The sequence below is a fragment of the Streptomyces sp. CNT372 genome, from assembly GCF_000377145.1.
In genome coordinates this window covers 354,912-369,600 of sequence record NZ_KB897780.1, presented here as the reverse complement: position 1 = coordinate 369,600, position 14,689 = coordinate 354,912, and the positions used below count along the sequence as shown (strand labels likewise).

Here is a 14,689-nt window from a genome sequence, read left to right as displayed (position 1 = left end):
GGGGTTCGTATCCGACGGGCAGGGGGGCGGTCGTTGCGGACCGGCCGATGGGAGACGGTTGTTGGGGGCCAGCCGTTGCGGTCCGGCCGTTGGGGTCCGGCCGTTCAGGTCCGGCCGTTGCGGTCCGGTCGCTTCGGTCAGCCGCGCCAGGGGAGTTCGGCGATCACGGTGGTCGGGCCGCCGGCGGGGGAGTCGACGGCGAGGACCCCGTCGACGGCGCCGAGACGTTCGGCGAGCCCCGCGAGACCGCTGCCGGCCGTCGCGTCCGCGCCGCCCCGGCCGTCGTCCGTCACCTGGAGCATCAGCCGGTCCTCGGAACGCCAGACCTCGACGGAAGCGCGGGTGGCGCGGGCGTGCTTGCTGACGTTCTGGAGGAGTTCGGAGACGGTGAAGTACGCGATGCCCTCGATCGCCGCCGCCGGCCGCCGGTCCAGGTCCACCTCGACCGCCACCGGCACCGCGCAGCGGGAGGCGACGGCGGAGAGGGCGGCGTCGAGTCCGCGGTCGGTGAGGACGGCGGGGTGGATGCCGCGGGCGAGGTCGCGGAGTTCCTGGAGGGCGATCTTCACCTCGCCGTGGGCCTCGTCGACCATCCGGGCGGCGGCCTCCGGGTCCTCGGCGAGCTTCTCCTTCGCCAGTCCGAGATCCATGGCGAGGGCGACCAGGCGGGCCTGTGCGCCGTCGTGGAGGTCGCGTTCGATCCGCCGCAGATCCGCCGCCGCCGTGTCCACCACCACACCCCGGTCCGACTCCAGTTCGACGACCCGGCTGGCCAGCCGGGAGGGGCCGAGGAGCCCGCCGACCATGAGCCGGTCCACCTGGTTCAGCCCCCGGATCACCCAGGGCGTCGCGGCCGTCAGCAGCAGACCGGCGACACAGGTCGCGGCGATCTCCGGCGGGGTGTCCAGATACTCGCGGTGCGTCCTGTCCCCGTAGATCTGGATGCCGCCGGCATCGCCCCACACGGGGAAGACCCACTGCCACAGCGGATAGGTCGCCAGCGTCCAGCCCGCCGTCCACAGAGGGACCACCAGGCTGAACGTGAACACCGCCCACGGGAAGTGGAGCAGCGAGTACAACAGCTGCCGCCAGGACGTGCCGCTCTTGAGCAGCCCCCCGATCCAGGCGAGCGCCCCGCCGCCGCCCTGGACCACGGGCTCCGGCGCCGGCACGTCCAGGTCCAGCAGGTACCGGGCCCGCAGCCGCTCGACCGCACCCAGTCCGCGCAGGGCGCCGAAGGTGCCCGCCAGCAGCGGGATCCCGACGAAGGTGACGAGCAGCCCGGCGCTGATCGACCCCATGGTCACGCTGAACGTGAACAGCAGGACGCTCATCGGCAGGCTCAGCAGGATCCAGCCGAACTCCCGCCAGGTGCGCCCCTCCAGAGGCGCGCGCAGCACGGGAGGGAGGGCGTGCGCCCGCCGCCGGGGCGGCGCCGCGCTGTAACCGTGGTCCATGGCCATCGAGGTCGTCCGTTCTGCGAGGCGGGCTGTCATGGGTCCAGCCTGCTGGCCGGGGGCGCCGCGCACCATGAGGGCGGTAGGCGTCCGGGTGGGGGGTTTACCCCACCCTGGGGGAGGCGCGGCGCTGCCGGCGTCACGCGGTGGTGGGGGCGGCGTCACGCGGGTCACTCGGTGGTGCAGGGGTGTCACGGCGTGGTGCGGAGGTCAGGTGGTGGGGGGGTGTCACGGCGTGGTGCGGAGGTCAGGTGGTGGGGGGGTGTCACGGCGTCGTGCGGGCGGCGTCACGCGGTGGTGCGGGCGCGCCAGGGCAGTTCGGCGGTCACGGTGGTCGGGCCGCCCTCGGGGGAGTCCAGCGCGAACAGGCCGTCGACCGCGCCCAGGCGTTCGCCGAGACCGGCCATGCCCGTCCCGCGGTCGAGCCGCGCGCCGCCCCGCCCGTCGTCCACGACCTGGATCAGCACGCGGTCGCCCGCGCGCCAGACGTCCACGAAGGCGCGGGTGGCGCGGGCGTGCTTGCTGACGTTCTGGAGGAGTTCGGAGACGGTGAAGTACGCGATGCCCTCGATCGCGGGGGCGGGGCGCTCGTCCAGATCGGTGGTGACGGTGACCGGGACGGTGCAGCGGGAGGCGACGGCGGAGAGGGCGGCGTCGAGTCCGCGGTCGGTGAGGACGGCGGGGTGGATGCCGCGGGCGAGGTCGCGGAGTTCCTGGAGGGCGATCTTCACCTCGCCGTGGGCCTCGTCGACCATCCGGGCGGCGGCCTCCGGGTCCTCGGCGAGCTTCTCCTTCGCCAGTCCGAGGCCCATGGCGAGGGCGACGAGGCGGGCCTGTGCGCCGTCGTGGAGGTCGCGTTCGATCCGCCGCAGATCCGCCGCCGCCGTGTCCACCACCACTCCGCGCCGGGACTCCAACGCGGCGATCCTGCGTTCCAGTTCGTCGGAGGGCGACAGCAGCCCGCGCACCATCGCGCGGTCCGCGTTCGCCATGGCCCGGACCAGGAACGGCAGCACCGGCCAGAGGACCACCAGGCCGACCAGCGTCACGGCGAAGGTGAGCACCGCCCACGGCAGCCGGACGAACCCGTAGAGCACCGACCGCCACGCGACCGGGTCCTTCAGCCGCTGCCACACCCGGGCCAGGGCCCCGCTGCCGCCCTGGGACGCACCCAGTGGACTCGGCTCGTCCACCCGCACCCCGAGCAGCGCACGGGCGCGGGCCCGTTCCGCCCGCCCGATGCCGCGGGCCCCGGCCAGGCCCGCGGCGAGCAGCGGCAGCCCCACCACGGTGACCCCGAGGCCGACGCCGACGGACATCACGGTCACCACGTAGACGAAGGCGAGCAGCCCGGCCGGCAGGTCGAGCAGCAGGTGCGCGATCTCCTTCCAGGTGCGGCGGTCGAAGGCGAAGCGCGCGGGAGGCGGGCCGGTCTCGCCGGTCTCGCCGGTCTCGCCGGGGGCGGTGTCACTCGCGGTCATGCGCCCAGCCTGCCGGGCCGGGTACTCGGACCGCCATGGGGTACATGGGTGCGGCGGCGTAGGGATAACCCCACCCGACCCGGGACGCGGCCGCCCGCGCCCGCTGGGGCAGGGCCTAGACTCCGGTGCGTATCGAGGCGACGGGACGCGACCGACGGGACGCGGCCGACGGGACGCGGACAGGGAGCGAGGGCGGACGTGCCGGAGGAGACCGTGGTCGTCCACGCGGCGGACTACTTCCAGGGGTACGGAGTCGTCGGCCTGCTCGCCGTGCTCGGTGTGCTGTTCGTCGCCGTGGCGTTCGGCGCGGGACGGTTGCTGCGGCCCGTCGCGCCGACCCCGGAGAAGCTGCTCACCTACGAGTGCGGTGTCGACCCGGTGGGCGACGGCTGGGCCCACACCCAGGTCCGCTACTACGTGTACGCCTTCCTCTATGTGATCTTCGCCGTCGACTCCATCTTCCTCTTCCCCTGGGCGACCGTCTTCGCCGCCGACGGCTACGGCGCGACGACCCTCGTCGAGATGTTCGTGTTCCTCGGCTTCCTGACCGTGGGACTGCTCTACGCGTACAAGAAGGGCGTCCTGACATGGGCGTGACCCCCGCCCCCGTGGACCTGCCGGAGCCCCAGCGCCTGGGCGTCCTGTCCCGGCTGGCGCCGGAGCCGATGAAGGTGGTCCTCAACTGGGGCCGCCGCTACAGCCTGTGGGTCTTCAACTTCGGGCTCGCCTGCTGCGCCATCGAGTTCATCGCGGCCTCCATGGCACGGCACGACTTCATCCGGCTCGGTGTGATCCCCTTCGCGCCCGGTCCCCGCCAGGCGGACCTGATGATCGTGTCGGGCACGGTCACGGACAAGATGGCACCCGCCGTGAAGCGGCTCTACGAGCAGATGCCGGAGCCGAAGTACGTCATCTCCTTCGGGGCCTGCTCCAACTGCGGCGGCCCGTACTGGGACTCCTACTCGGTGACCAAGGGCGTCGACCAGATCATCCCGGTCGACGTGTATGTGCCGGGCTGCCCGCCCCGCCCGGAGGCGCTGCTCCAGGGCGTCCTCAAGCTCCAGGAGAAGATCGCGCGGGAGTCGCTGGGCGAACGCTACGGGCGCGGGGGCGGGGCGCGTCCGTCGGCGGACGCGCTGCGCAGCGGGCTGGTCGCGCCGCCGGCGGCGCCTGCGGCTGACGGGACCGGGAGCGGGTCCCGTACGGAGCCGGAGCCGGAGCCGGGGTCCGAGGCCGGTTCCGGGGCGGAGGGCAGTGGGCGGTGAACCCCTACGACAGCCTCCCCGACGGTGTGACCGAACTCTTCGGCGACGGCGCCACCGCGGAACGCGGCTACGACCTCCTCACGGTCGACGTCCCCGCCGAGTCCTGGATCCCGGCCCTGGAGACAGCCCGGTCCGCGCTGGGCTGCACCTTCTTCGACTGGCTGAGCGCGGTGGACGAGCCGGGCACCGGCTTCCTGGTGTCCGCGCACGTCGTGGCCCTGGGCGGCGGCGCGGTCCGGCGGCTGCTGGTGCGTACGACCGTCCCGCACGACGCCCCCGTGCTGCCGACGGCGGTCGGCGTCTGGGCCGGAGCCGCCTGGCACGAGAGGGAGACCCACGAGATGTTCGGCGTGGACTTCACCGGCCACCCGGGGCTCGAACCACTGCTGCTGCCCGAGGGTTTCGAGGGGCATCCGCTGCGCAAGGACTTCGTGCTCGCCGCCCGGGTCGCCAAGGCGTGGCCGGGCGCCAAGGAGCCGGGGGAGTCCGACCACGGCGGCCCGAAGCGCCGGCAGATGCTGCCGCCCGGGGTGCCGGACCCGAACGAGTGGGGCCCCCTCAAGGGCCAGCTCCCGCCCGCGCCGACCCGCCCCGCCCGCACACCGCGCGCGGGTGCAGGGGGCGCTGCGGGTGCGGGTGCCGCCGGTGCGGGCGGGGCGGGCGAGCGCCCGACGCGTCGCACCCGCAGCGCGTCGGAGGGCTCGGCCTCGCAGCCGGCCCCGGGGACACCGCGCCGCGCCCCCCGCAGCGCCGACGCCCCCTGGCACCACGCCCGCCCGGCCTTCACCGACGAGCCCGCCGCGCCGGAGGCCCCGGAGGCGCCGAAGGCGGAGGCACCCGGGAAGCCGGAGCGGCCCGGGAAGCCGGAACGGCCCGAGCGGCCCGAGCAGCCCGAGCCGTCTCAGCATTCGGACGCGCCCGAGAAGCCCGAGACGCCTCAGCATTCGGACGCGCCCGAGCGGCCGGAGACGCCCGACGCGCCCGAGCAGCCCGACGCGCCCGAGCAGCCCGACGCGCCCGAGCGGCCCGAGTCACCTGACACCCCCGGCACCCCGGCAACACCCGACACCACCCCCGAGCGACCCACCGGAGGCGACCCCGCGTGAACGACGTGCTCGACGTCGCCGTCCGGCTCCTCGCCGTCTTCGCCGCGTTCCTCGTCCTCCCGCTCCTGGTCGGACAGACCGAGCACAAGGTGATGGCGCACATGCAGGGCCGGCTCGGCCCGATGTACGCAGGTGGCTTCCACGGCTGGGCCCAGCTCGTCGCCGACGGCGTGAAGTTCGCGCAGAAGGAGGACGTGGTCCCGGCCGACGCCGACCGCCGTGTCTTCCAACTCGCCCCGGCCGTGGCCCTGCTGCCCTACCTCCTGGTCCTCGTCGCCATCCCCGTGGGCCCGGGCGAGGGCGCGGTCGGCCAGGTCGTCGACGCGGGCGTCTTCTTCGTCCTCGCCGTGATGGGCGTCGGCGTACTCGGCTCCCTGATGGCGGGCTGGGCCTCCGCCAACAAGTTCTCCCTCCTCGGCGGTCTGCGCACCGCCGCCCAGCTGCTCGCGTACGAGCTGCCCATGCTGCTGGCCGCCGCCTCGGTCGCGATGGCCGCCGGCACGGTGTCCCTCATCGGCATCCTGGACGCCTTCGAGTGGTGGTGGCTGCCCTGGCAGATCACCGGCGCGCTCGTCTTCTTCGTCGCCGGTCTCGCCGAACTCCAGCGCCCGCCCTTCGACATGCCGGTCGCCGACTCCGAGATCATCTTCGGTGCGTACACCGAGTACACCGGTCTGCGCTTCGCCCTCTTCCTGCTCGCCGAGTACGCGGGCATCGTCGTGCTCTGCGCGCTGACGACCGTCCTTTTCCTCGGCGGCTGGCACGGCCCGTTCGGCGCCGACGGCCTCGGCTGGCTCTGGACCCTGCTCAAGACCGCCGTCCTGGCCTTCGTCGTCATCTGGCTGCGGGTGTCCTATCCGCGGATGCGCGAGGACCAGTTGCAGAAGCTCGCGTGGACGGCGCTCGTCCCGCTCGCCCTCGCCCAGATCGCCCTCACCGGCGTCGTCAAGGTGGTGCTCTAGCCGTGTCCCCGATCCCCGGTTCCGGCCTGGCCAAGGGCCTGGCCGTCACCCTGCGGACGATGACGAGGAGGACCGTCACCGCGCAGTACCCGGACGTCCTCCCCGAACTCCCGCCCCGCACGCGCGGGGTGATCGGCCTGTTCGAGGAGAACTGCACGGTCTGCATGCTCTGCGCCCGTGAGTGCCCCGACTGGTGCATCTACATCGACTCCCACAAGGAGACGGTCCCGCCGGCCGCCCCGGGCGGCCGCGAGCGCAGCCGCAACGTCCTGGACCGTTTCGCCATCGACTTCTCTCTCTGCATGTACTGCGGTATCTGCATCGAGGTGTGCCCCTTCGACGCGCTGTTCTGGTCGCCCGAGTTCGAGTACGCGGAGACGGACATCCACGAGCTCACCCATGAGCGGGACAAGCTCCGCGAGTGGATGTGGACGGTGCCCGCCCCGCCCGCGCTCGACCAGGGCGCGGAGGAGCCCAAGGAACTCGCCTCGGCCCGCAAGACCGCCGGCAAACTCGAAGCGGCCCGGGCCGCCGAGGCCGCCCGCGAGGCGGAGGCGGCCCAGGCGGCCAAGGAAGCCGACGCGGAGTCCGACGCGGCCCGGCCGGCCGACGGCCCGCACGGCCCCGACGGCCCGCACGGCCCGCAGACCGGTGACGGAGGCACGGCATGACCCTCGCCGCGACGGCACCCCAGGGCTTCCTCTCCCCGACCGGCGTCGAGATCGCCTTCGTCCTCGTCGGCCTCGTCACCCTCGGCGCGGCCGTGATCACCGTCACCACCCGCCAGCTCGTCCACGCGGCCCTCTGGCTGGTCGTCGCGCTCGGCGGACTCGCCGTCGAGTACCTCCTGCTCACCGCCGAGTTCATCGCCTGGGTGCAGGTGCTGATCTACGTCGGTTCCGTGGTCGTCCTCCTCCTCTTCGGGCTGATGCTCACCAGGGCCCCCATCGGCCGCTCCCCGGACGCCGACTCCGGCAACCGGTGGGTCGCCCTCGCCGTGGCCGGGGCCGCCGCCGTCGCCCTGGTCTGGGTGGTCGTGGACGCCTTCCGGACCACCTGGATCGACCTGGACGGACCGGTCCAGGGCTCGACCGAGGTGACCGGCCAGATGCTCTTCCGGAACTGGGTGCTCCCCTTCGAGGCCCTCTCCGTCCTCCTCCTCGCCGCCCTCGTCGGCGCGATCGTCCTCTCCCGCAAGGGCGACCCGGACACCCCCACGGCCCCCGCGTCCGGCACCCCCACGGCCCCCGCGTCCGGCGCCGCCCCGGACCCCGCCGAAAGCACCGGCACGAGCCCCGAGAAGAGCACCGGCACCGAGAAGAGCGCCGGCACCGGCCCCGCCGACGGAGGGACGCGCTGATGCACCTCGCCTACCCCGCCGTCCTCGCCGCCCTCCTCTTCTGCGTCGGCCTGTACGGCGTCCTCGCCCGCCGCAACGCGATCCTCGTCCTGATGTCCGTCGAGCTGATGCTCAACGCCGTCAACCTCAACCTGGTCGCCTTCGACGTCTGGCTGCGCGACACCCTCCACGCCGGCCAGGCCCTCACCCTCTTCACCATCGCCATCGCCGCCGCCGAGATCGGCATCGGCCTGGCGATCGTGCTGATGGTCCACCGCAACCGCGGCACCTCCGACATCGACCGCCTCCGCGACACCGCGGAGACCCCCGACGGCACCGGCACCGGCGCCGACGACACACCCGCCGACCGCGAGGAGAAGGCCGAGGCCACCGCGTGACCACCACGACCCTCGCCGCCCTCGTCCCCCTCCTCCCCTTCCTCGGCGCCGCGGCCGGCCTTCTGCTCGGCCGCACCGCCCCCGGCTTCGTCCGCCCCCTCGCCGTGCTCCCCACCCTGGCCTCGGCCGCGCTCGCCGCGCTGGTGGCCGTGCGCCAGGACGGCGGCCCGGCCCTGAACGCGGCCACCGAACTCACCCCCACCGGCTCGGTCCCGATCGACCTGGCCCTGCACATCGACGGCTTCGCCGCCCTCGTCGCCGTCCTCGTCGCCGTCGTCGCCTCCTGTGTGCAGATCTACTCCACGGCCTATCTGCGCGACGACACCCGCTACCCCTCCTACGCGGCGCTCGTCTCCCTGTTCACCGCCGCGATGCTCCTCGTCGTCTACTCCGGCGACCTGATGGTGCTCCTGGTCGGCTGGGAGATCATGGGCATCTGCTCGTACTTCCTCGTCGGCCACTACTGGGAGACCCCCGAGGCGCGGGCCGCCTCCCTCAAGGCCTTCCTGGTGACCAAGCTCGGTGACGTCCCCTTCCTGATCGGTCTGTTCGCCCTCGCCGCCGACGCGGGCACCTTCCGTGTCACCGGGATCCTCGACGCCGTCGCCGACGGCCGCATCGAGCACCCCACCCTCGTCGCCCTGCTGCTCCTCGCGGGCGTGGCGGGCAAGTCCGCGCAGTTCCCGCTGCACACCTGGCTCCCCGACGCCATGGCCGGCCCCACCCCCGTCTCCGCGCTGATCCACGCCGCCACCATGGTCGCGGCCGGTGTCTACTTCGTCGCCCGGCTCCTTCCGCTGTTCGCCGCCTCCGCCGCGGCGATGACCGTCCTCGCCGTGATGGCCGCGGTCACCATGACCGGATCCGCCCTCGCCGCCCTCGCCCAGGACGACATCAAGCGGGTCCTCGCCTACTCGACGATCGGCCAGCTCGGCTATATGACGGGCGCCCTCGCCGTCGGCGACCGCGGCTCCGCCGTCTTCCACCTCCTCGCCCACGGCGCCTTCAAGGCGCTCCTCTTCCTCGCCGCCGGTGTACTCATCCACGCCGCCGGCACCAACTCCCTGGCCGCCATGTCCCGTATGAGCGGCCTGGCCCGGCGCGCCCCCGACGCCTACTGGACGACGACGATCGCCCTCCTCGCGCTCGCCGCCATCCCCCCGTTCGCCGGTTTCTTCTCCAAGGAGGCCGTCCTGGTGGCCGCCGAGCACACCGCGCTCGGCGAGTCCGGAACCGCCCCCGCGGCGGCCGGCTGGACCGTGCTCGTCGCCGGACTGGTCACCGCCCTCCTCACCGCCGCCTACGCCACCCGCCTCTGGCTCCTCGCCTTCCGCGGCCACGGCCCCGAGGCCCCCGACCACGGCCGGGAGCCCGTCGCCATGACCTCCGTGCTCTGGGTCCTCGCCGTGCCCTCGATCGCCTTCGGACTCACCTGGGACCGCCTGCCCGGCTGGTTCGACGACCAGGACCTGGCCCCCACCCTCACCACGGCCGTGCTCGGCACCGGCGTCGCCCTCGTCGGCGGACTGGTCACCTACGCCGCCTGGCGCCACGCCACCGCCCTCGCCGGCCGCCCCCCGATGGGCGCCGTCGCCGCCCACCCCGACGAGGAGCCCGCCCTCTCCGAGGCCGAGGCCATCGCCACCCACAAGGCCGCCTACGGCTCCCTCTCGGGCGCGCCCGACCCCGCCGACCCGGCCCGGCTGCTGCTCGGCCCCCTGCACCGGCCCGCCGCCGCGGGCTTCCACCTCGACGCCGTGTACTCCGCCCTCTTCGTCCGCCCCGTGCGCGCGGCGGCGGGGCTCGTCCAGTTCCTGGACCGCGAGGTCGTCGACACCTACGTCCGGGGCGCGGGCGCGGGCACCCGCCTGCTGGGCGCCGCCGTCCGGCGGGCCCAGACCGGCAATGTGCAGACCTACCTCGGCGCACTCCTCGCCGGGTCGGTGGTGCTCGCCGTCGCCGTCGTCGTCCTGTCCCACCTGAACGCGGGGGCCTGAGCCGTGATCGATATCAGCGAGTCCGTGATGCAGTTCCTTCTCGCGTTCGTCGTCCTCGCCCCGCTCGCCGGGGCCGCCGCCGCCCTGCTGCCGGCCCCGCCCGGTCTGCGCGGCACCGGGCCCGCCCAGGCCGTCCTGCGGCACGGCGTGACCGTGAGCGGCGCGGTCCTCGTCGCCGCCGTGGTCCTCGCCCTCGGCTTCGACCACGACCGCCCCTCGGCCATGCAGGCCACCACGGACGTGAGCTGGATCCCGGCACTGGACGTGCGGATCCACCTCGGTGTCGACGGCATCTCGCTCCCCCTTCTGCTGCTGACGGCGTTGCTGACCTTCCTCTGCGCCCTGCACACCTACGTCACCAGGGACTCCGCGCCCGCCGGCCCGGCGCGCTCCCCCCACGCGGCGAAGGCGTTCACCGCGCTCGTCCTCGTCCTCGAATCGGGCACCCTCGCGACCTTCGCCGTCCTCGACCTCGTGCTCTTCTTCCTGGCCTTCGAGATGGTGCTCATCCCGATGTACTTCCTCATCGCCCGCTGGGGCGGCGAGGGGCGGCAGGCCGCGGCCTGGAAGTTCATCCTCTACACACTGCTCGGCTCGGTCGTGATGCTGCTCGGCCTTCTGCTGATCGGGCTGAAGACCGGCACCTTCGACATGGTGGCACTCGCCACTGACAATGGCCGGGGGATGACCACATCCGTGCAGGTCATCGCGGTTCTGGCGATCGGGATCGGCCTCGCCGTGAAGACCCCGATGTGGCCCCTGCACAGCTGGCTCCCGGACGCCCACACCGCCGCACCCACCGTCGGCTCGGTGCTGCTCGCGGGTGTGCTCCTGAAGATGGGCACCTACGGGTTCGTCCGGATCGTGCTGCCGATCGCCCCCGACGGCATGCGGGTCTTCGCGCCCTACCTCGCCGCCTTCGCCGTCACCGGCATCGTCTACGGGTCCCTCGCCTGCCTCGCCCTCGCCCGCCGGGGTGCGGGCGGCGACCTGAAGCGGCTCATCGCCTACTCCTCCGTCGGCCACATGGGCTTCGTCCTCCTCGGCATCGCCACCATGACCCCGACCGGCGTCAACGGCGCCCTGTTCGCCAACATCGCCCACGGCCTGATCACCGGACTGCTGTTCTTCCTGGTCGGCGCGGTGAAGGACCGGTACGGCACCGCCGACCTCGACGCCCTCGCCGGCGCCGGCGGCGCCGCTCTCTACGGCCGCGCCCCCCGGCTCGGCGCTCTGCTCGCCTTCGCCGCCGTGGCCTCCCTCGGACTGCCGGGACTCGCGGGCTTCTGGGGCGAGATGCTCGCCCTCTTCGGCGCCTTCGACCCCGCGCCGGGCCTGAGCCGTCCCGCGTTCCTGGTCTTCATGGCGGTCGGCGCCTTCGGCACCCTGCTGACGGCCGCGTATCTGCTGGTCGTCGTGCGGCGGGTGTGCATGGGCACCCCCGAGCGGGAGACGGCGGGCCTGCTCACCGACGTCCGCGGCCACGAGTTCGCCGCCTGGACGCCGCTCGTCGCCCTCACCGTCCTCGCCGGACTGTGGCCCGCGGTTCTCCTCGGGCTCACCGACCCGGCCGTGCAGAAGCTCCTCGCGGGAGGCAACTCGTGACCGTCGCCGCCGAGAGCGCAGCCGCCCTGGTCCAGTCGGTCGACTGGGCCACCATCGCGCCCCCCACGATCACCGCCGTCGTCGGCCTGGCCGTCCTGGTGGCCGACCTGTTCCTCCCGGAGCGCCGCAAGCCCCTGCTGGGCGCCCTCGCGATCACCGGCCTGGTGGCGGCGATCGTCTCCCTGGCACCCCTGCGCGCCGGGGACCGCTCGACCTTCTGCCTCGCCGCCGGCACGCAGGCGTGCAGCTACACGGCCGACCACTTCACCCTGGTCATCCAGTTCCTGGTGCTGGGCGGGGCCCTGCTGACCGCCGTGCTCTCCCTCGGCGAGACCCGCCCGGGCGGGCTGCCCGCCGGGGAGTACTGGTTCCTGCTGCTCGCCTCGGCGGCCGGGGCGGCCCTGCTGCCCGCCTCCCGGGACCTCGCCACCCTGATCGTCGCCCTGGAGGTCGCCTCCCTGCCCGCGTTCGCCCTGGTCGGACTGCGCCGGGGCGACCGGCGCTCCAGCGAGGCCGCGCTCAAGTTCTTCCTCTCCTCGGTCACCGCGACGGCCGTCACCCTGCTCGGTGTGAGCTTCGTGTACGCGGCGACGGGCACCATGCACCTCACCGAGGTGGCCGCCGCGCTGGAGAACGTCCCCGGGCAGCTCGGCACCCTCGCGCAGACGGGCGTGGCCCTGACCCTGGTCGGGTTCGCCTTCAAGACCGCGGCCGTCCCCTTCCACTTCTGGGTGCCCGACACCTACGCGGGCGCCCCGCTTCCGGTCGCCGCCTATCTGTCGGTGGTCGGCAAGGCGGTCGGCTTCACCGGGCTCGTCCTGGTGACGGTCGTCGCCTTCCCCGGCTACGCGGACATCTGGGGCCCCGCCCTGGCCGTCCTCGCCGCCCTCACGATGACCGCGGGCAACGCCGCCGCGCTCCGCCAGGCGCCGGGCCGGGACCGCAGCGCGGTCCGGCTGCTGGCCTGGTCCTCCGTGGGCCAGGCGGGCTATCTGCTGGTCCCGATCGCGGCCGCCGCGTACGCCGGCGGCGAGCAGATCGGCGCGACCGTCTCCTACGCCCTGATGTACGCCGTGGTGAACCTCGGCGCGTTCTCCGTCGTGGCCCTCGTCGCCCGCAGCCACCCGCGCAACCGGATCTCCGACTACCGGGGCCTGTACGCGACGAGGCCGCTCGCCGCCCTGGCCATGGCCTTCTTCCTGCTCTGCCTCGCGGGCCTGCCGCCGGGCATCATCGGGCTCTTCGCCAAGGTGACCGTCTTCTCCTCGGCCGTCGACGGGGGTCTGGGCTGGCTCGCCGTGGTGATGGGCGTCAACGTGGTCGTCGCGCTCGCCTACTACCTGCGCTGGACCGGGGTCCTCTTCCGCGCGCCCGAGACGGCCGCCGAGGCCGCCACCGAGCCCGCCGAGGCCGCCACCGAGCCCGCGGGGCCCGCCACCGACCCCGTCGGCGGGGCGCGCCTTTGCGGCCCGGCACCGGTGACCGTCGCCGTGGCGCTCACCGCGCTCGCCGCCGTGGTGCTCTCCGGCTGGCCCCAGCCGGTGTTGCGCTTCGCCGCCGGCACCCTCTTCTGACGGGCCGCCCGCCCGCCCCACGTGGCCGGAACCACCCGGACGGCCGAGCCCCCGCCCCGCCGCACAGCCCCTGGCCCGGGAGCCGGGGGCGCGGGGAACCAGCGTTGCCCGCCTGGCGTTGACCAGTACAGAAGGGTCCACTGGAGAGTGGAGCACCCGGGTAAAGGGTCCCCTGCCGCACCACTTGGAGGGCGTACCGTGCACCGCCGGCACAACGGGCTGAAGACCGCCGTCCTCCTCGGGGGACTGTCCGCACTGATCCTCGTCATCGGCAGCTTCTTCGGCCGTACGGGGCTGATCGTGGCGCTCGTCGTCGCCCTCGGCACGAACGCCTACGCGTACTGGAACAGCGACAAGCTGGCCCTGCGCGCGATGCGGGCACGGCCGGTGAGCGAGTTCGAGGCCCCCGCGCTCTACCGCATCGTCCGCGAGCTCTCCACGGCGGCCCGGCAGCCCATGCCCCGGCTCTACATCTCCCCGACCCAGGCCCCCAACGCCTTCGCCACCGGCAGGAACCCGAGGAACGCCGCCGTCTGCTGCACCGAGGGCATCCTCAGGATCCTCGACGAGCGCGAGCTGCGCGGGGTGCTCGGCCATGAGCTGAGCCACGTCTACAACCGCGACATCCTCATCTCCTCCGTCGCCGGGGCCCTGGCGTCCGTGGTGATGTTCCTGGTCAACTTCGCCTGGCTGATCCCGATCGGCCGGTCCAGCGACGACGACGGCCCCGGTCTCCTCGGCATGCTCCTGATCATGCTCCTGGGGCCGCTGGCCGCGTCGGTCATCCAGCTCGCCGTCAGCCGCTCCCGCGAGTACGAGGCGGACGCCTCCGGCGCCCAGCTCACCGGGGACCCGCTCGCCCTCGCCAGTGCCCTGCGGAAGCTGGACGCCGGGACGAAGCAGCTCCCGCTGCCGCCGGAGCCCCGGCTGGAGACGGCGAGTCATATGATGATCGCCAATCCCTTCGGCCCGGGCCGGGGCCTGTCGAAGATGTTCTCCACCCACCCGCCCATGGCGGACCGGATCGCCCGACTCGAGCAGATGGCAGGTCATCGACCGTGAAGACAATTCTGAACGTCATATGGCTGGTCCTGAGCGGCTTCTGGCTGTTCCTGGGATACCTGGTCGCGGGCCTCGTGCTCTGCATCACGATCATCGGCATCCCCTTCGGCCTGGCCGCCTTCCGTATCGGCGTCTACGCCCTGTGGCCCTTCGGGTACACCGCTGTCGACCGACGGGATTCGGGCGCGCCCTCCCTCGTCGGGAACGTGCTCTGGGTCGTCCTGGCCGGCTGGTGGCTCGCCCTCGGCCACATCCTCACGGGCATCGCCCTCTGTGTGACGATCATCGGCATCCCGTTCGGCATCGCGAACTTCAAGATGATCCCGGTCTCGCTGATGCCGCTCGGCAAGGAGATCGTGCCCACGGACCGCCCGTTCGCGGGCCGCTGACAGGCCGTCCCCGTCCCCGTCCCCGTCCCCGTCCCCGGGGACGGGGACGCGGAC

General features: G+C 73.5%; 14 protein-coding genes. 12 read left to right on the top strand and 2 right to left on the bottom strand.

What is annotated here, in order from left to right:
- Window positions 1-137 precede the first annotated feature (137 nt).
- Window positions 138-1,463 carry a sensor histidine kinase gene (locus C593_RS0112120; RefSeq protein WP_018847554.1) on the bottom strand — a complete coding sequence of 442 codons (1,326 nt, stop codon included), beginning with the start codon at window positions 1,461-1,463 and terminating at the stop codon, window positions 138-140.
- A 281-nt stretch (window positions 1,464-1,744) separates the two neighbouring features.
- Entirely contained in the window at window positions 1,745-2,938 is a 1,194-nt protein-coding gene (locus tag C593_RS0112115; protein WP_018847553.1) for a sensor domain-containing protein, read from the bottom strand.
- Between the two features lie 198 nt (window positions 2,939-3,136).
- Between C593_RS0112115 and C593_RS0112110 the strand changes: the two genes are divergently transcribed.
- The 12 genes from C593_RS0112110 to C593_RS0112055 all read left to right on the top strand — a co-directional run bounded on the left by C593_RS0112110 (window position 3,137) and on the right by C593_RS0112055 (window position 14,635).
- Entirely contained in the window at window positions 3,137-3,535 is a 399-nt protein-coding gene (locus tag C593_RS0112110; RefSeq protein ID WP_018847552.1) for an NADH-quinone oxidoreductase subunit A, read from the top strand.
- Window positions 3,526-4,203: a NuoB/complex I 20 kDa subunit family protein gene (locus C593_RS0112105; RefSeq protein WP_018847551.1), complete on the top strand. Its 678-nt coding sequence runs from the start codon at window positions 3,526-3,528 to the stop codon at window positions 4,201-4,203. The genes C593_RS0112110 and C593_RS0112105 overlap by 10 nt, the downstream gene beginning before the upstream one ends.
- Window positions 4,200-5,309 (top strand): NADH-quinone oxidoreductase subunit C, encoded by a 1,110-nt coding sequence (locus C593_RS0112100; protein WP_018847550.1) that lies wholly within the window; start codon window positions 4,200-4,202, stop codon window positions 5,307-5,309. Before C593_RS0112105 ends, C593_RS0112100 begins: the two co-directional genes overlap by 4 nt.
- A complete protein-coding gene (locus C593_RS0112095) occupies window positions 5,306-6,271 on the top strand; it encodes a complex I subunit 1 family protein (protein WP_018847549.1) in 966 nt (321 codons plus the stop codon). Before C593_RS0112100 ends, C593_RS0112095 begins: the two co-directional genes overlap by 4 nt.
- Before the next feature lie 2 nt (window positions 6,272-6,273).
- A complete protein-coding gene (locus C593_RS0112090; RefSeq protein ID WP_018847548.1) occupies window positions 6,274-6,942 on the top strand; it encodes a NuoI/complex I 23 kDa subunit family protein in 669 nt (222 codons plus the stop codon).
- Entirely contained in the window at window positions 6,939-7,631 is a 693-nt protein-coding gene (locus C593_RS0112085) for an NADH-quinone oxidoreductase subunit J (RefSeq protein WP_018847547.1), read from the top strand. Before C593_RS0112090 ends, C593_RS0112085 begins: the two co-directional genes overlap by 4 nt.
- Window positions 7,631-8,008, top strand: a complete 378-nt coding sequence (nuoK, locus tag C593_RS0112080) for an NADH-quinone oxidoreductase subunit NuoK (RefSeq protein WP_018847546.1) — start codon at window positions 7,631-7,633, stop codon at window positions 8,006-8,008. The genes C593_RS0112085 and nuoK overlap by 1 nt, the downstream gene beginning before the upstream one ends.
- A complete protein-coding gene (locus C593_RS0112075) occupies window positions 8,005-10,005 on the top strand; it encodes an NADH-quinone oxidoreductase subunit L (protein WP_018847545.1) in 2,001 nt (666 codons plus the stop codon). The genes nuoK and C593_RS0112075 overlap by 4 nt, the downstream gene beginning before the upstream one ends.
- A gap of 3 nt (window positions 10,006-10,008) precedes the next feature.
- Window positions 10,009-11,610, top strand: coding sequence for an NADH-quinone oxidoreductase subunit M (locus C593_RS0112070; protein WP_018847544.1), 1,602 nt, complete (start codon window positions 10,009-10,011; stop codon window positions 11,608-11,610).
- Entirely contained in the window at window positions 11,607-13,184 is a 1,578-nt protein-coding gene (locus C593_RS0112065) for an NADH-quinone oxidoreductase subunit N (protein ID WP_018847543.1), read from the top strand. Before C593_RS0112070 ends, C593_RS0112065 begins: the two co-directional genes overlap by 4 nt.
- A gap of 198 nt (window positions 13,185-13,382) precedes the next feature.
- Window positions 13,383-14,246, top strand: a complete 864-nt coding sequence (gene htpX, locus C593_RS0112060) for a zinc metalloprotease HtpX (RefSeq protein WP_018847542.1) — start codon at window positions 13,383-13,385, stop codon at window positions 14,244-14,246.
- On the top strand, window positions 14,243-14,635 hold the full coding sequence (locus C593_RS0112055; protein ID WP_018847541.1) for a YccF domain-containing protein: 393 nt from the start codon (window positions 14,243-14,245) through the stop codon (window positions 14,633-14,635). Before htpX ends, C593_RS0112055 begins: the two co-directional genes overlap by 4 nt.
- Window positions 14,636-14,689: the final 54 nt, after the last annotated feature.